Origin of the sequence: Mucilaginibacter sp. (assembly GCF_025362475.1) — a bacterium.
Taxonomy (GTDB): Bacteria; Bacteroidota; Bacteroidia; order Sphingobacteriales; family Sphingobacteriaceae; genus Mucilaginibacter.
Window position 1 is genome coordinate 138,890 of the sequence record NZ_JANYGH010000016.1, and the last position, 16,795, is coordinate 155,684.

At 34.9% G+C, this 16,795-nt stretch carries 16 protein-coding genes; 15 read left to right on the forward strand and 1 reads right to left on the reverse strand.

Annotated features, from left to right (window positions below):
* Positions 1–23 precede the first annotated feature (23 nt).
* Positions 24–506 (forward strand): hypothetical protein, encoded by a 483-nt coding sequence (locus tag Q0R88_RS06330; protein WP_295713847.1) that lies wholly within the window; start codon positions 24–26, stop codon positions 504–506.
* A 25-nt stretch (positions 507–531) separates the two neighbouring features.
* Here the strand turns inward: Q0R88_RS06330 and Q0R88_RS06335 are convergent, their stop codons facing one another.
* Positions 532–729 (reverse strand): hypothetical protein, encoded by a 198-nt coding sequence (locus Q0R88_RS06335; protein WP_295713849.1) that lies wholly within the window; start codon positions 727–729, stop codon positions 532–534.
* A 4-nt stretch (positions 730–733) separates the two neighbouring features.
* On the opposite strand from Q0R88_RS06335, the gene Q0R88_RS06340 reads away from it, so the two are divergent.
* From Q0R88_RS06340 to Q0R88_RS06405, 14 genes are all read left to right on the forward strand, one after another.
* Complete coding sequence (locus Q0R88_RS06340) at positions 734–1,819, forward strand: NAD-dependent epimerase (RefSeq protein WP_295713853.1); 1,086 nt, start codon at positions 734–736, stop codon at positions 1,817–1,819.
* 205 nt (positions 1,820–2,024) lie between these two features.
* Entirely contained in the window at positions 2,025–3,488 is a 1,464-nt protein-coding gene (locus Q0R88_RS06345) for a pectate lyase (RefSeq protein WP_295713856.1), read from the forward strand.
* Between the two features lie 267 nt (positions 3,489–3,755).
* Positions 3,756–4,895: a glycosyltransferase family 4 protein gene (locus tag Q0R88_RS06350; protein ID WP_295713859.1), complete on the forward strand. Its 1,140-nt coding sequence runs from the start codon at positions 3,756–3,758 to the stop codon at positions 4,893–4,895.
* Between the two features lie 32 nt (positions 4,896–4,927).
* Complete coding sequence (locus Q0R88_RS06355) at positions 4,928–5,731, forward strand: phytanoyl-CoA dioxygenase family protein (RefSeq protein WP_295713863.1); 804 nt, start codon at positions 4,928–4,930, stop codon at positions 5,729–5,731.
* A 37-nt stretch (positions 5,732–5,768) separates the two neighbouring features.
* Positions 5,769–6,740 carry a hypothetical protein gene (locus tag Q0R88_RS06360; protein WP_295713865.1) on the forward strand — a complete coding sequence of 324 codons (972 nt, stop codon included), beginning with the start codon at positions 5,769–5,771 and terminating at the stop codon, positions 6,738–6,740.
* Positions 6,737–7,243 carry a GNAT family protein gene (locus Q0R88_RS06365; protein WP_295713868.1) on the forward strand — a complete coding sequence of 169 codons (507 nt, stop codon included), beginning with the start codon at positions 6,737–6,739 and terminating at the stop codon, positions 7,241–7,243. Before Q0R88_RS06360 ends, Q0R88_RS06365 begins: the two co-directional genes overlap by 4 nt.
* A 26-nt stretch (positions 7,244–7,269) precedes the next feature.
* On the forward strand, positions 7,270–8,295 hold the full coding sequence (locus Q0R88_RS06370) for a GNAT family N-acetyltransferase (protein WP_295713871.1): 1,026 nt from the start codon (positions 7,270–7,272) through the stop codon (positions 8,293–8,295).
* A gap of 265 nt (positions 8,296–8,560) precedes the next feature.
* Entirely contained in the window at positions 8,561–10,279 is a 1,719-nt protein-coding gene (locus Q0R88_RS06375) for a nucleoside-diphosphate sugar epimerase/dehydratase (protein WP_295713875.1), read from the forward strand.
* Between the two features lie 168 nt (positions 10,280–10,447).
* Positions 10,448–11,956 carry a PAS domain-containing protein gene (locus tag Q0R88_RS06380; protein ID WP_295713878.1) on the forward strand — a complete coding sequence of 503 codons (1,509 nt, stop codon included), beginning with the start codon at positions 10,448–10,450 and terminating at the stop codon, positions 11,954–11,956.
* Between the two features lie 57 nt (positions 11,957–12,013).
* Positions 12,014–12,397, forward strand: coding sequence for a response regulator (locus tag Q0R88_RS06385; RefSeq protein ID WP_295713880.1), 384 nt, complete (start codon positions 12,014–12,016; stop codon positions 12,395–12,397).
* A 375-nt stretch (positions 12,398–12,772) separates the two neighbouring features.
* Complete coding sequence (locus Q0R88_RS06390; protein ID WP_295713882.1) at positions 12,773–13,210, forward strand: helix-turn-helix domain-containing protein; 438 nt, start codon at positions 12,773–12,775, stop codon at positions 13,208–13,210.
* Between the two features lie 521 nt (positions 13,211–13,731).
* Entirely contained in the window at positions 13,732–14,985 is a 1,254-nt protein-coding gene (locus Q0R88_RS06395; protein WP_295713885.1) for an MBOAT family O-acyltransferase, read from the forward strand.
* Positions 14,986–14,988: 3 nt separating this feature from the next.
* Positions 14,989–15,963, forward strand: coding sequence for a hypothetical protein (locus tag Q0R88_RS06400; RefSeq protein WP_295713887.1), 975 nt, complete (start codon positions 14,989–14,991; stop codon positions 15,961–15,963).
* A 250-nt stretch (positions 15,964–16,213) separates the two neighbouring features.
* Positions 16,214–16,795, forward strand: a 582-nt coding sequence (locus Q0R88_RS06405; protein WP_295713890.1) for a response regulator, incomplete at its 3' end; no start/stop codon positions are given.

Below are 16,795 nucleotides of genomic sequence, written 5' to 3' on the forward strand. Positions count from 1 at the left end.
ATTCACTATTTAAATTAAATGTCATGAACCTGAAAATTAAATTACTCGCAAAAGTAGTATTATTCGGCACGTTAATATTTGCCATTACCCTGCTAAATAATTGTAAAAAAAATATACAAAATCCGCAAGTGGTGCGCGATACCGTAAAAATTACGCATGACTCGTTAATCACGGTTCATGATACAACAACAACTCATGATACTACCGGACATGATCGATCATTAATAGCTATAAGTTTAATTGGATTGAGGTCTGATAGTGGCTTTGCCTATAAAGTAGGATATGATCTTCCTGTAATTGGAGATTCCAACGGAAGTCCCACTGCTTCAACCCTTAGGCTTTTTGAAAACGGTGTTGAACTGGGGCCAGCCCATTCGGTTCATCATGACATTCGGGCATTTGGCCTGGGCCAATTTAGCCATTGGGGTAACACGTTATTGTTCTCAAGCTCTGATAATACAAATCCACTTTCAAATGGCCGAAAGTATGCTTACAAATTAAAATAACACGTTAATAGTTAGTATTTTATCCTTATGGATTCCTGAATAATAAGTATTGATTATTATAATTTTCAGGAATCTCAACAACTGCCCGCCAGAAAGTGAATAACTGATTTTTGCTTTCTGGCGCAGATTCCCGGCATAATTCTTTTGCCCGCGAATAGCTTTCAAATTTAAGCCAGACTAAAGCCTCTATTTCTGTAAAGCCTTCTTTAAATTTAAAACCCATATTTATGAAAATCTTAATCACCGGCACCGCTGGTTTTATTGGCTATCATTTGGCCAAACAATTGCTTGAAAGAGGAGATACCGTTGTTGGTATTGACAATTTAAATGATTATTATGATGTAAGGTTAAAATACGCCCGCTTAGCCAATACAGGCATCCAGGTAAATACTTTAGAGTATGGAAAACCGGTTGAAAGCAAAAAGTATCCCAATTATACCTTTATAAAATTGGATCTGTTAGATAAAGACCAGTTGGAAGATACATTTGAAAAAAACAAATTCGATGCAGTATGTAACTTGGCTGCCCAGGCGGGTGTACGATATAGTTTAACTAATCCTGATGTTTACATTGATTCAAATATAAAGGGGTTCCTTAATATTTTAGAATGCTGCAGGCACTTCAAAATTAACCATTTGGTTTATGCAAGCTCTTCAAGCGTTTATGGATTAAACAAAAAAATGCCTTTCAATGAACACGATATTGCTGATCATCCCGTTTCATTATATGCAGCATCAAAAAAAGCAAATGAAATGATGGCGCATACCTATAGCCACTTATTTAACTTGCGCACTACTGGCTTACGCTTTTTTACCGTTTATGGTCCATGGGGCAGGCCAGATATGGCGTTATTTATTTTTACCAAAGCAATATTGGAAGGCAATCCTATTGAGGTTTTTAACAATGGGAATATGAAACGCGATTTCACCTATATAGATGACATTGTTGATGGTATTGTTCACGTAATAGATCAGCCTGCAGAAAACAATCCTGAATGGGATGGTACCAACCCCGACCCAGCCACCTCAAATGCACCATTTAGGATATTTAATATAGGCAGGGGAGCGCCGGTAAACTTACTTGATTTTGTGAGTGAAATTGAGAAACGTGTTCATAAGAAAGCTATAAAAATATTCAGACCAATGCAGGAGGGTGATGTAGCAGAAACTTGCGCAGATGTTTCCAATCTTGATACAGTGTTGAATTATAAACCCAAAGTTTCTGTACCGACAGGGGTTGCACGTTTTATTGCCTGGTATAAGTCTTTTTACAAGGTGAAAAGCACCTCGAACGAAGCCATATTGTTGGAGTGAAGAAAAAGTTTTGTCATTTTAATGTCATGAAGTGTGCAAGTTTTACACTTTCTTTACACCTTAATTTCACACTGTTTTACCCCTTTAAGTTGTATTAGACCCGGTTTTTAGTCCTTTTATCCATTAAGTCCACACCTTTCAGCAAAATTTTTAATTGTAATTTTTCAAATACACTACCGTTTGAAAAGCCAAAATTAAAAATTGAATGAAAAGAACAACAAAAATCTTCGGAAAAGTGGCTGTAATCAGCATGTTTTTAACGGCAATTATCTTTTTAGGTAGTTGTAAAAAAAGTAATGATGGCTCTGGAAATATTCAGGACAGTACCCTTTCAACAACTTCGGGTGCCTCTTCAATTTCTGCAGCAGCAACCGCAACTAATTTCGCAGTTGACTTAACTGGATTAAGATCGGATGGTGGATATGCCTATAAGATCAGTTATCCGCTTACCCAGTCGGGTGATTCAAACACAGCACCTTCTGCATCTACAATGCGGTTATTTGAGAACGGTGTTGAATTGAAACCTCCGCATTCAGTACACCAGGATATTCGTGATTCTGGAAAAGGACGTTTTAGTCATTGGGGTACTACTTTGATATTTTCGGCATCGGACAACACCAATCCGGCAACTAACGGCAGAAAGTACACATTTACAATGGATGGCTCTGCTGCGGGTTCAACAGCTCCAACAACTCCTACAGCTCCAACAACTCCAACAGCTCCAACAACTCCAAGTGCACCTACAGCAGGCTCACCAACTAAAACAGGTATAACTACAGCTTTAATGGGTTATGCAATGGTTAGTGGAACAACAACAGGGGGTACAGGAGGTACAGTTGTTACTGTAACAAATTTATCTGAGTTAAAATCAGCAGTTGCTGGTGACAGTCCAAAAATTATTTATGTTAGCGGAACTATCTCTGGCTCTGGTGATGATCCGGTTTATGTTTCATCTAATAAATCACTTATTGGTAAACCGGGTGCAACAATTACTGGTATATCGCTTTACATGTTCACTGTAAACAACATCATTGTTCAAAACATAACTTTCAAAAATTATGTTACTGATGCTGCGCTTATGATAAAGTTTTCAACCACACACGTTTGGGTTGACCACTGTGATTTCTCAACTGATCGTAACCATGGCTGGGCTTATTGGGGTAAAGATATCGCTATTACAAGGGCATCAGATTATGTAACAGTATCATGGAGCAAGTTTCACGATACTAACTTATCGTTCTTAATAAGCGGTGGTATTGCAGGTCATGAATCAGATATCGGCCATTTACATGTTACATTACACCATAATTTTTGGTATAACGTAGGTGAAAGAGAGCCTGATATGAACTATGGAAGTGTTCACGTATTTAACAACTATCACTTAAATAATGCAGGTTACAGTTTAGGTGCAAGAGCAAACGGAACTGTACGTACAGATAACGAGTATTTCCAAGGCTGTGCTAAACCAATCAGCACCAATCTGGCAGGTGACCCTCCAGGATTCTTCAGTGGTGTTAGTACTAACATTTATTCAGGTTGTGGTTCTAATGATATAACTACTTCATTATCTTCATGGGTACCGGCTTATTCATATTCATCAGTACTTGATGCAGCTGCTAACGTTCCAACCGTAGTTCAAAAAGGTTCAGGAGCAATATTAAGTAACTAATTAATAATTAAACATTTTATAATAAAGATTAAAACCCAGACCACCTTTTGGTGGTTTGGGTTTATTATCCGATTACTTTTTTATCTATAATAGTCCAGATACTATTATAGCTGCCCCCAAAAATGGCTTTACCTAAAGCCTTTCCAATTTAATATCCAATTGCCCGACCAATCAGTCCTTGAACGGTCCGCCTATAAATATTGCCAACAGTTACTATTAACAGCCCTTATACGGCTTTCTATACCTAAACATTATTATTGTTTTTATATGCTTAAAACAGGGCAAATAATATTAATCGCGTGCGATTCTGCTAAATCATTAATTGATTTCAGGGGCAAGTTGATTGAAGAAATGGTTAAGCAACATACAGTACATGTTTTTACACCTGTTTTACCTAAAGCCATACGTGAAAAGCTTACGCTACTTAAAGTAACTATTCACGAAAATCAATTATCAGGGAGCAACGTTTCAATTCTTGCTGACATAAAGTATTTAATAATGCTTTATAAATTGATGAAAAAGATTAAACCAGATGTTTTTTTTCCGTACACATTTAAGCCTGTTATATATGGAACCGTGCTTGCAAAAATTCATCGCATTAAATGTATAGCTCCTATGCTATCCGGTTTGGGCTATAACTTTTCGCCGGAAAATAAAAAATCATTTGTAAGCCGTATTACACGTTTAATGCTCAGGTTTAGCCTCATTAAAAACAAGCGTTTATACATCATATTTCAAAACAAAGACGATTATCAAACACTGCTTTCATATAAAATATTAAGTGATCAACACCAGGCTTTTGTAGTTAATGGTTCTGGCGTAGATCTTGAGCATTACCAATATACTCCGCCAGATACCAAGAATATTAGCTTTATAATGATATCACGGTTAATAAACGCCAAAGGTATTCATGAATATTTTGAAGCCGCACGGTTGATCCGCCTAAAGTATCCCGATATACAATTTAAACTGATTGGATCTTATGCTGATAATATAGATGCAATTAGTCCTGATTTATACCTTAAGATCAAAAATGGCGACAACTTGCAATATCTGGGAGAAGTTGACGATGTAAGGCCCCATATAAAAGATGCCTCTGTTGTAGTATTGCCATCATATTATGGCGAGGGCGTACCCCGGTGTTTACTTGAAAGCATGGCCATGGGCAGGGCTATTATTACCAGTGATTCTGTAGGCTGCAGGGAAACTGTTAATCCTGAATCACCCCAAAACGGGTTTTTGATCCCTATAAAAAACATACCGGAGCTTATGTCAAAAATGGAGTTTTATATAAAGGATAGCGATGCTATTTATAACTACGGTTTAAATGGGCTGGCATTTGCAAAAAAGAAATTCGATGTAACCTTGATTAATGATCGCATGCTAAGCATAATGAAACTGAAGTAACTAAAAATGAATAAATAATATAATCAAAAGTTATGGAAAATAGATTTAATTATGGTTCAAGAAACATCAATGATTTTATTAATGCTATTCGAGAATATGGGTGGGTTGTGTATGAAAATGCAATAAATCTTGATTTTGTAAACACAATAAATCTCGATTTAACTGATGCATATATAAAAAGAAGAGCTATTCAGGAAAGAAATGGTATAAGTGCCAATATGGATGGTACACTTCATCATTTACTGGAAAGAAATAATTTTAGCCTTCCATTTCTTCAAAGCATGTATTGTAATGAAGAGATTTCTCAATTTTTAGGTGGTAATTATATATTAAATGGGTTAAATGCGGTTATACACGCTAAGCATGAACATCCGTACCTAAGCAACATGCATCGCGATATGCGGACATTTATGAATGACACAAAGTTGCTGTTGCAGATGATTGTAACGCTTGATGATTTTAATTTATTGAATGGCGCAACTTATTTTCTGTCTGGTTCACATAAATCTGCAATACGGCCCAATGCGACGTACTTTTTTAACAGTGCCGATAGAGCCATTGTACCTAAGGGGAGTATCATTTTGTTTGATTCAAATATTTGGCATGCGGCGGGCGAAAATACTACCCTTGAACCGCGCCGGGGATTAACGATAGGATTTACCCGTCCATTTTTAAAACAGCAGATGGATTATCCAAGATTTTTAGGTTATGATTTTGTATCTCACCTCAACTCGCAGTTGCGTCAGGTTATAGGATACAACTCGCGCACACCCGAAAATTTGAATGAATTTTATCAGCCACCAAACTTAAGAATGTACCAATGCGATCAGGGTTAACCTAAGTCTTAATTAATCCGCCAAGTAATTTACAGTTATGCAAAAAAATAAAGCTGCTTTAAAATCCATTGGTGGATATTTAGAGCTTGAACTCCCCCATGGAAATGAGTATTATCCAAATCTTATTCACCTTAATACCGGGCGTAACGCTTTGGAGTACATCCTGAGACAAAAAGGATACACCAAAATATATATACCCTATTTTACCTGTGAATCTTTACTTGAGCCTATCACAAAAATGGGCATTAAACATCAGTTTTATTCAATTGATAAGCATCTTGATCCGGAAATAAATTTTGAGATTGAACCAGACGCCTGTTTTTTGTACACTAATTATTTTGGACTTAAACAAGAAAAAATAATAGAACTCAGTTACAAGGTTACCAATCTGATAGTAGATAATTCTCAGGCTTTTTTTTCTGAGCCGATACCAGGGGTGGATACTTTTTATTCTTGCCGAAAATTTTTCGGTGTTTCTGATGGAGCCTACCTTCAAATAAAAAGAAAACTCCCTAAAAAATTACCAGTGGATAGCTCAAGCCATCGTTTTTCGCACCTTATTAAAAGTATTGATTTTGGCATAGAGGCGGCTTATACGGATTATAAAGAAAATAATATGGATCTGGAAAATAATGAGATTAGAGCAATGTCAATGTTAACACAAAAAATTCTTACAAGTATTGATTATGATGAATGCGCCAAAATCAGGGAGCGAAATTTTCACTTTTTACATAAACATCTCCAGGAGTATAACCTGTTGAAATTTGATGTCCCAGAGAATTGTGCCCCAATGGTTTACCCTTTTTTAAATGATGACAGCCATTTAAAAGTTCACTTAATTCAAAAGAAAATATTTGTTGCCACATATTGGCCAAACGTTTTTAAGTGGACGAAAAAAGGAATGTTTGAAAATCACCTTGCCCGCTGTTTAGTCCCTTTACCAATAGATCAACGATATAATCTTCAGGATATGTTTTATATGTTAAATATTTTACGCCTTTTTTTATGACGATTTCAGTATACATACGCCCCCTCGTTATAGAAGATGCACAGGTATCACATGTATGGCGAAACGACCCTTTAATATGGGTATATACAGGCTACAAGCCTGTAAATTATATAAGTGCCGAGGTAGAAACCGAATGGCTGAGAACCCAGTTAAACAAAACAAACCAGGCAAGATTTGCAATTTGTGTTAAGGAGCTTAATACATACATAGGTAATGTTCAATTATTGGATATTACTGAACATGATGCAGAGCTACACCTTTTTATTGGTAATAAGCTTTACTGGGGTAAAGGCATAGGCTACCAGGCAACTGTTCAAATGCTACGCTATGGCTTTTTAGTTAAGGAGTTGGATATTATTTATTTAAAGGTTCATCCGGCAAACATTTCAGCATTGTCAGTTTATGAAAAAGCTGGTTTTGATATTACTGGTAAACAAAATGATCTTATTTGTATGAGCATTACAAAAAGTAAATTCGTAACCCTTGAAAATTTGAAATTATAATTCATAAGTAACCTTAATACAGAATTATGACAAGAATATTTTCTATCCACGATAAGAGGGAGTGGACTTTCTACGTCCGTAATGCGGCAGAATATGATTTTTATCACACGTGGCATTATCATTCGCTGGAAACAGATGGCAGTCCTATTTTATTTGTTTATCAGGAATTTGCTAATTATATCGCTTTCCCGTTAATTAAGCGAGCCATACCTGGATCTGAATACTTTGACCTGAGTTGTGTTTACGGCTTTTCGGGACCTCTTTCTAACCATAAAATAGATCAGCTTGACGATTTTTTTATGGAGAATTTTAAAAAAGCATTTCTTTCTTTCCTATCCGAGGAAAACTATGTATCTGTATTTACACGAATGCACCCTTTCTACAATCAGCAACCCCTGCTTAATAAGTTCGGGGGGGTGCATGAAAATGGCAAAACGGTGATTATTGATCTCTCCGAAAGTATTGAAGATCAACGCAACAGATATAAACAAAGCGCAATGGATGCCATAAAGCACGCCTGGAAAAAAGGGTTTAGGGTTGAGGAAGAAAAAGGGCCGGCAGCATTAGCAACCTTTGTTGAAATTTATACAGAAAGCATGAAGCGGGTAGGGGCGAACGACAAATATTTGTTCAATGACAGATACTTTTCAAACCTATGTAACACCAGTGAATACGATGCCCGTATCCTGATGGTTTATGATGGCGAAACAGTGATGTCAAGTACAATTATAACCTTCACCAACGGTATTATCCAGGCTCATTTAGTTGGCACGCGTGCAGAATATTTGAACCAAAGTCCAACAAAATTCTTGGTTGATGAAATTACCAAAATTGGCAGGATAGAAGGAATGAGGTACTATAACCTTGGAGGTGGCCTTGGTTATAAACATGATAAACTCTTTGAGTGGAAATCTGCCTTTTCAAATCAGCATATTGATTTTAAAAGCTGGCGTTTTGTAGCTAACCCTACAATTTATCAAGTTTTACTGGATGAAAAAGGTATTCAGGAAAACGTTGAGATAGATTTTTTTCCACTATACAGGTATGCATAATTTTAATGTTCTTAAATAAGTATTGGATATGATTTACATTAGAAATTTATTATTTCAGGACAAATTCCATTCAAGATGGTTAATTCTGTTAACTGACCTTTTGATCGTTTTGTCGTCTCTGTGCTTATCTTTTTACCTGAAAGATAAACTTGATTTTAGGCAAGGCAATATTTACTATATCGCATTTTATTGTAGCAATGCTATATTGATATTTCTGTTCATGCGGATACATACGCATATTATCAGGCATTCAAATACCCGGGATATGTTACGTATACTCCTTGCTGTTTTAGTTAGTAATGCGGCGTTCCTGGTTCTTTATCATATTTTATTTGCTTCCTATCTTAAAATTAGCCTTAAAGGCCTTGGCGATATTTTACTAATTAACTTTTTTATATCCTCATCAATATTGATGGGTATGCGTATAATAATTAAGGATGTTTTTAAATATTTTGATGAGCCTGGGTACAAAATCACCAAAGAGAATGTTTTAATCTATGGTTCAGGAACACCATCTATCTTAATAAAAAATGCGCTTGAAGCCCAAAAAGGTTTTATGATAAATGTACAGGGTTTTGTAGATACCGGGTCTGACAAGGTTTACAAATGCATTGAACAAAAACGCGTGTATCCAATAAAGGCAATAGAGAAATTAAAAAATAAATTTTCTATAAAAACGATGCTCATAACATCCGAAGATATAAAAATTGATGGCAAAAGAATGGCCGTTGAAAAATGTGTTGAGCTTGGTATAAAAGTGATAACTGTTCCGCCTTCTGATCAATGGATAAATGGCGAGCCAAATTTAAGGCAGTTTAAAGATTTAAAAATTGAAGATCTTCTTGAGCGCAAACCCATCAACCTTTGCAATAAACATGTGTTGGCTGATATTCAAAATAAAAGGGTTTTGATAACAGGTGCCGCGGGCTCAATTGGTTCAGAGCTTGTACGTCAAATATTAAGTTACAATCCGGAATATGTGGTGCTGTGCGACCAGGCAGAGACCCCTTTACATGACATTCAGTTAGAAATAGAGGATGGTAATTATGCCGATAAAATAAGAATATTTATTGCTGATATACAAAATGCAAGCAGAATAAAAACTTTATTTGATTTATATAAACCTCAAATTGTTTTTCATGCGGCTGCATATAAACATGTGCCTATGATGGAAAATAACCCAACAGAGGCAGTTTTAACCAATATTTGGGGCACAAAAAATCTGGCAGATATTTCGGTTGAGTTCGGTGTCGAAAAATTTGTGATGATTTCCACAGATAAAGCAGTTAGGCCCACAAATATTATGGGTGCTTCCAAACGCATTGCTGAAATGTATATTCAATCTTTAAATAATGTGCTTTTTGAAAACCATTTCTTTTGTACCGATCCAATAAGTGAATCTGCTAATCAAACTAAATTTATTACAACACGTTTTGGCAATGTGTTAGGGTCAAACGGGTCTGTAATACCCCGGTTTAAGGCGCAAATTGAAAAAGGGGGACCAATTACGGTTACGCATCCCGATATTACAAGATATTTTATGACAATACCCGAAGCTGTACAACTCGTGCTTGAAGCAGCAGTTATGGGTAGCGGAGGAGAAATATTTTTATTTGATATGGGAGATCCAGTTAAAATAGCAGATTTGGCCGCCAATATGATTAAATTGGTAGGCTTGGTACCCGGTAAAGACATTGAAATTATTTATACAGGTTTAAGGCCAGGTGAAAAACTATATGAAGAGTTACTTAATGTGGAGGAAGAAGTAATACCTACCTATAATAAGGATATAAAAATTTCAAAAACGATACCCAATAATTATGCAGATACTAACAGGGTAATTAAGGAACTGATGGAGCTTAACCTTCAAAATAATATTGATGTAATGGTAACTAAAATGAAAACGATTTTACCCGATTTCATTAGTAATAACTCCCAATATGAAAAACTTGATGTTAAGCTAATTAATGATTATCACATTTAGTTAACATTTCAAATATGATTCAAATCATATTTTTAATAGTCAGTTTCGTTCGAGGATAATTAATTATTTATTTGCACTTTTAAGGAATTGTGATCCATGAAATTAAATTCTTTTTATTGAGGATTTTTTTATGATTTGTTAAAAAGTTACGCTTAACAAGGGGATTAAATGGCTTTTAATACCAATTCAAACTTTATAAATATAGTTTTTAATGTTATTGACCATACCAATGCCATGCTGGCTTATTGGGATAAGAATCTAATTTGCCGGTTTGCAAATAATGCCTATTCAAAGTGGTTTGAAAAAACTCCCGATGAAATGATCGATAAGATGTATTTATGGGAGTTAGGAGCGTTGTTGTATCAAAGGAATCTTAAACAAACAAATGCAGTTTTAAGAGGGGAATTACAGGTTTTTGATAGGCTTTTAACTACTCCATCGGGAGAAATTAAAAACACAAGGGCAACTTATACCCCCAATTTTATAGATGGTGAGGTAGATGGTTTTTTTGTGCATGTTGCCGATATAAGCCCTATTGATATGAAAACTTTAATGAATGATCAGGATGATTTAAAAACCGAGAAGGTTTTTTTGTTCTCCAATGATCAAATTTTAGAGCAAGTAGTACAAACCTTAAAGTCATGTATTTTTACGGAGTTTCCAAGTATAGCAACGCTATCAAAAAAGCACTTTATTTCGGAGTCAAAGCTTAAAAGAGACTTTAAGGAAAAATATAATAGCACTATTTTTTCTTATTACCGGAATCTTCAGATGGAGTTTGCTGAAAAGTGCCTTAATGAAAAGCGTTGCAATAAAAGTCAGATGGCTTTAATGCTAAATTTCTCAAATCCGTCTAATTTTTCTTCCTGTTATCAAAAATATTTAAATGAAAAATTAGCGAAAGAGCTCATTAGTAAAATACACTCAGAAAACCAGGAAAATCATATAACCTTTGTAGAGCAAGCTCCGGTTGCCATTGCCATGTTTGATAAGAATATGGCATTTATTGCGGCATCGTTAAAATGGGTAGAAGATTATGATTTGCAAGGTAAAGAAATCATAGGGGTAAACCTTTACCGGGTTCTTCCTCAAATTAAATCTCAATTTCATGATTTATTGCTCACATGCTTAAAAGGAGAAAGTCATTTTGATGATGCTATAATGGAAAACCAGGATGGATCATTAGCCTGGATGCATTGGGATCTGAGACCTTGGTATAAGAACAGATTAGAAATTGGTGGTTTTTTAATATTGACTGAAAATATTACTCCTTTTAAGCTTAAGGAAGCAGACAGCAGTCAAGTTTTAGAAATACTTAATAAAACGCAAAAAATTGCCCGTATTGGGGCTTGGAGCAGGAATTTTGTTAAAAATACCACTATTTGGAGCAAGGTATTGAAAGAAATGCTTGAAGTACCTGAAGATTTTAGCCCAGACCTGAAAACAGCTATGGGATTTTATAAAGAAGGTGCCGACCGGGATTTGGCCGGATTGGGATTAAAAGATGCACTTGAAAATGGAAAATCATTTGATGGTGAATTTGAAATGATTACAGCCAAAAAAAATTCAATAAGGGTTAGAGCTGTTTGCTATCCGGAATTTAATAATGGGATATGTGAAAAGCTGTCAGGTATCTTTATTGATATCACTCACCAAACAAAACACGCTGCAACATAACGTTTGCTTTACATTTACAAGAGCGCCCCAATTAAGCGAGTTAAAATTAATTTTATTATGAATAATATACTCCTAATTGAAGATAATCATAAAATTAGAGAGAACATTGCCAGGCTTTTAATTGCCGAAGGTTATCATGTTTCAATAACAGATAATGGTATGAGCGCACTAAAGCATTTAAAGGCGCAATTACCTGATCTTGTGATTTGTGAAATTATAATGTCGGGTATGAATGGCTATGATATTTATAAAACAATGTTCAGCTGGTTATACATAAATAAAATCCCTTTTATTCAATTTACCGCCAAGTCCGGAGTGGCCGAAAAGCAGGGAGCGACGGTAATAAATGTTAAGAACTTTAAAAGTTCGGGCTATAAAGATCGCTGCCTTTTAAACTTTGTGGCAAATTATTTCCACACAACCACTGCTATAGGTAAATAATTATAGTATCGATGATGATTTTGGTAAACTTATAGTTAAATTAACGATGGGGAGCTTCTGCTTTTATACGTTAAATACTTATTGATCAATGTCTTCTACAGGCAAAAAATGACCGCCAATAGGTTGATTAGTGCTTCTACTATCTCTAAATTTATACTAATCACAAGCGACAATAATGTTATAAGCTTTAACAGGTAAAAGACCAGGCATTTAACACATTTTTAATTGAGATAACCTAAATTGAAATTTTTTGAATAACTATCCCCCTAACGTTATTCGTAGTAAAGAAATATAGCACCATCCTATTTTAGAATAAAAACAACAAATGTAAATCGTCCTTTAAAAATTATTTTTTCAACCTAAATCAGTGAATGTATGTACAGCAAAATGGATTACCCGATTAATAGTTATTTAGATAATGACAGTTGTACTGTTGGAACATCTGAATGCATTGACTTACATTACGGCCAAATTGTGGAACGCATTGTGCGACGAGATCATATGGGTATAAGCGAAATTGCGAGAAAGCTGAATGTAAGTCGTAGAACCTTATATAATTGGTTTGAAACAAAAAAATTGAACCTGGATATAATTTGCCAAATCGGCTTTGTGATTGGGCATGATTTTTCCAAAGAGTTTCCCGAAGCTTTCGCCAAAAGAATTAATTCTGTCAACGCTGATCGTTCGTTTGATGCGTTAAACATAAAAGATCAGCCCCGTGATGCAACTTACTATTGGATGGACAAGTATATAAAGCTGCTTGAAAAATTCAATGAAGTTTTAAGTCACGAGGGGAAAAATATAATTGTATAGATTTAAGTAAACTGATAGCAATTTTGATTAATTAATACAAATTCCATTTTTAAAGTCATTTAATCTTGCCAATTTATTGGCAGGTTAAGTTTCTGCACCGGTCAACTATATTTTCGGTAAATACCACTTCCGTTTTTAATACTACAAACTTTTGGTGCCCAGTCATCTATTTGAAATTTGCAGCAAAAACACTTCCTGTTAATGTTTATATTGACAGGAAGCCATAAACAATGACCTGAGCTAAGGTTGAAAATATAAATTAACTCTTTCTTAATAAAGTGGCATTGTTCTGATGTCTCAATCACATTAAAAAAAACTCCAAGATGCTTTTTAATTCGGTTAGTTTTGCAATTTTTTTGCCGGTTGTGTTTATTTTATATTGGTTGATATTTAACAGGAACCTTCAGCTTCAAAATTTTTTATTGCTTTGTGCAAGTTATTTCTTTTATGCATGCTGGGACTGGCGTTTTCTTTTCCTTCTGGTTTTCTCAACGCTATTAGATTATTTTACAGGATTAAAGATGACGGAGTCGGAAAACCAGAAATCAAGAAGTTTTTGGTTGTGGCTTAGTATTTTGATCAACCTGGGCTTCCTTGGCGTATTTAAATACTATAATTTTTTTGCCGGGTCATTTACGCAAATGTTTTCAAACTTTGGTCTAAACGTCAATCCCTGGACATTGAAGGTTATCCTGCCGGTTGGAATATCTTTTTATACTTTTCATGGACTATCATATGTTATTGATATCTATAAAAGAAGGATCAAGGCCGAAAGAAACTTTATTGATTATTCTTTATTCGTAAGCTTTTTTCCCTTATTAGTTGCCGGGCCTATTGAAAGAGCAACCCATCTTTTGCCCCAGATAAAAAAGGTAAGAGTGTTTAATTATCATAATGCTGCTAATGGGTTAAGGCAAATATTATGGGGCTTATTCAAAAAAATTGTAATTGCCGATCAATGCGCCGAATTCGCAAATACAATATTCGCTAATTCAGCTTCATATTCCGGAAGCACATTAGTTTTGGGAGCAATATTTTTTACCTTTCAAATTTATTGTGATTTTTCGGGCTACTCAGATATTGCATTAGGGGTTGCAAGGTTATTTGGGATAGAATTATTAAGAAATTTCGCATTTCCATATTTTTCAAGGGATGTTGCTGAATTTTGGAGAAGATGGCATATATCACTATCAACCTGGTTTAGGGATTACTTATACGTTCCGCTCGGTGGCAGTAAAGGCGGAACCTGGCTTAAAGTAAGAAATACCTTTATAATTTTTCTGGTAAGCGGTTTTTGGCATGGTGCAAACTGGACCTTTATAATCTGGGGCTTTTTAAATGCATTATTTATTATGCCATCAATCATCTTTAAAACCAACAGAAATAATCTTGAAATAGTTGCTAAAGGAAAAAGCCTGCCTACACTCAGTGAATTTCTGCATATACTATTAACTTTTTGTATGGTTGTTTTTGCCTGGATCTTTTTCAGAGCTAACAACGTTACCCACGCATTTAACTATTTAGGCAGAATATTCTCCAGATCACTTTTTTCTATACCAAGTTTTGATGTTAACCGGCCGCAGTTATTAGAGACCATTGCCTTAATTGTATTTTTCATTGTGATTGAATGGAACGGGAGAGAAAACCAGTATGCAATTGAAACTTTAACCAAGCTTAAAAGTAGAAATTACCGGCTTGCATTTTATTATGCGTTGGTTTTAATTGCCTTCTTGTTTGCAGGTAAGGAACAACAATTTATTTACTTTCAATTTTAAAAAATGGGAAGCTTTTTAAATAAAACAATGGTGTTTATATTAACAAGTATGTTACTATTAGCCTGTATAATATTGATACCGGATTTTTTGGTTAAGAAATTTTCGAAATTTAATATTGATAAGGGTTATAAAATTGTATTGTTTGGACATTCACACTCTGAGTGTGCTTTTAACGATTCATTAATATCAGGATTTAAAAACCTTTCACACTCTGCAGAGCCTTACTTCTATACATATCAAAAAGTAAAAAAAGTAATTTCTCAAAACAACCAGGTTGAAACTATTTTGATTGAATTTTCCAATAATCAAATTGATGAGAAAATGGATGAGTGGACCTGGGGATATAAATATATGTCGAACATGTTTCCGCAGTATGCATCTTTTATGGATGCTGCAGATTTAGAACTGCTATTTAATAAAAATCCAAAGGATTTTATTAATTGTGTTTCCATTTTAGCTAGGCAGAATATATTTAGAGTGGTTACTTTAAATTATAGTTTCAGTGGCAGTATTGGTGGTTACTTAAAAGTCAACAATCCTAAGCCACTGGAATTAAACAATAAAGGACTACCAATCGTCAGAGATACCGCATCAGGACGCACTGTTTTGTCAATAACCAATCTCAACTATCTTAGAAAGATAGTTGATTATTGCCGTCAAAAAAACAAAAAAGTCTTCCTGGTCAGAAGTCCTCAACATATTGGTTACGAGTACATGAAAAATGAAAAAGTTTTTATGGCTATTAAGAAAACCTATTTTCAGGATGTTGATTTTTTAGATTTTAATAACTTTCCTTTAAAGGATGATGAATTTGCTGATCTTGGACATTTGAATTTTAAAGGAGCTTCAAAATTTTCCGACTATGTGAATAGGATGATCAGCTCAGGAATTTTAGAACCCGGCAAAAAGCAGGTATTGATAAATACGACGCTGCCGAAGAAAATGTATTTTAAACCCGTTGTAAACAATAGTAATTAGCGTAAAAACTAAGGATAAACCTTTTAACTACGAAGTCACAATCACTAATATTTATGGCCGTCATTTACGTTAATTAAGTAACAGCTTTTTTGGGATGGCGCTTCTTGTGCCACTTTAAATTGAGTGTACTATTTCTGCCAACTTTTTATAGTTCGGTATTGAATTAAACTATTTGATTCATGGTCATTTACAATTGGTGATAAGTAGCCCCACTTGAAGAAATTACATCTACGCTTACATACAATAGAACATGAAAACAATTCTCGTTATTGATGACAGTAATGATATCCGTGAGGATACAGCCGAAATACTGGAGCTTAATGGTTATATTGTATTACAGGCTGCAAATGGCAGCAAAGGTGTAGATATTGCCCAGGTCAGAAAACCCGATCTTATTCTTTGCGATACAGTGATGCCCGAAATGGATGGCTATGGAGTATTAAGCCAGCTGCGTAAGCAACCCGAAACAGCCCGTATTCCCTTTATATTCCTTACAGCCAAAACTGAACGAACAGATTTTAGAAAAGGTATGGAAATGGGTACCGATGATTTCCTGATTAAGCCGTTTGGCGAAATGGAATTACTCCATGCTTTGGAAAGTCGGTTTTATAAAAAGGAAGTACTTGAACAATATTATATAAAATCCTTAATTAGCCTGGAAAAACTAACTGCTGGAAATAGAAACGAAAAAGTGGATTTGAAAACCGTAATCGCCGGCTGGAAAGTTAAGCAGATTAAAAGGAAGCAGATACTTTATTATGAGGGTGATGAGTCTTCCGGTTTATATCTTTTGCTTGAAGGATGTATTAAAACTTTTAAAATAGCCGATAAT

Excerpts from the sequence above, each read along its gene's own strand:
- Q0R88_RS06330 (WP_295713847.1), top strand. The coding sequence starts at position 24 with ATGAACCTGAAAATTAAATTACTCGCAAAAGTAGTATTATTCGGCACG.
- Q0R88_RS06335 (WP_295713849.1), bottom strand. The coding sequence starts at position 729 with ATGGGTTTTAAATTTAAAGAAGGCTTTACAGAAATAGAGGCTTTAGTC.
- Q0R88_RS06340 (WP_295713853.1), top strand. The coding sequence starts at position 734 with ATGAAAATCTTAATCACCGGCACCGCTGGTTTTATTGGCTATCATTTG.
- Q0R88_RS06345 (WP_295713856.1), top strand. The coding sequence starts at position 2,025 with ATGAAAAGAACAACAAAAATCTTCGGAAAAGTGGCTGTAATCAGCATG.
- Q0R88_RS06350 (WP_295713859.1), top strand. The coding sequence starts at position 3,756 with ATGCTTAAAACAGGGCAAATAATATTAATCGCGTGCGATTCTGCTAAA.
- Q0R88_RS06355 (WP_295713863.1), top strand. The coding sequence starts at position 4,928 with ATGGAAAATAGATTTAATTATGGTTCAAGAAACATCAATGATTTTATT.
- Q0R88_RS06360 (WP_295713865.1), top strand. The coding sequence starts at position 5,769 with ATGCAAAAAAATAAAGCTGCTTTAAAATCCATTGGTGGATATTTAGAG.
- Q0R88_RS06365 (WP_295713868.1), top strand. The coding sequence starts at position 6,737 with ATGACGATTTCAGTATACATACGCCCCCTCGTTATAGAAGATGCACAG.
- Q0R88_RS06370 (WP_295713871.1), top strand. The coding sequence starts at position 7,270 with ATGACAAGAATATTTTCTATCCACGATAAGAGGGAGTGGACTTTCTAC.
- Q0R88_RS06375 (WP_295713875.1), top strand. The coding sequence starts at position 8,561 with ATGTTACGTATACTCCTTGCTGTTTTAGTTAGTAATGCGGCGTTCCTG.
- Q0R88_RS06380 (WP_295713878.1), top strand. The coding sequence starts at position 10,448 with ATGGCTTTTAATACCAATTCAAACTTTATAAATATAGTTTTTAATGTT.
- Q0R88_RS06385 (WP_295713880.1), top strand. The coding sequence starts at position 12,014 with ATGAATAATATACTCCTAATTGAAGATAATCATAAAATTAGAGAGAAC.
- Q0R88_RS06390 (WP_295713882.1), top strand. The coding sequence starts at position 12,773 with ATGTACAGCAAAATGGATTACCCGATTAATAGTTATTTAGATAATGAC.
- Q0R88_RS06395 (WP_295713885.1), top strand. The coding sequence starts at position 13,732 with ATGACGGAGTCGGAAAACCAGAAATCAAGAAGTTTTTGGTTGTGGCTT.
- Q0R88_RS06400 (WP_295713887.1), top strand. The coding sequence starts at position 14,989 with ATGGGAAGCTTTTTAAATAAAACAATGGTGTTTATATTAACAAGTATG.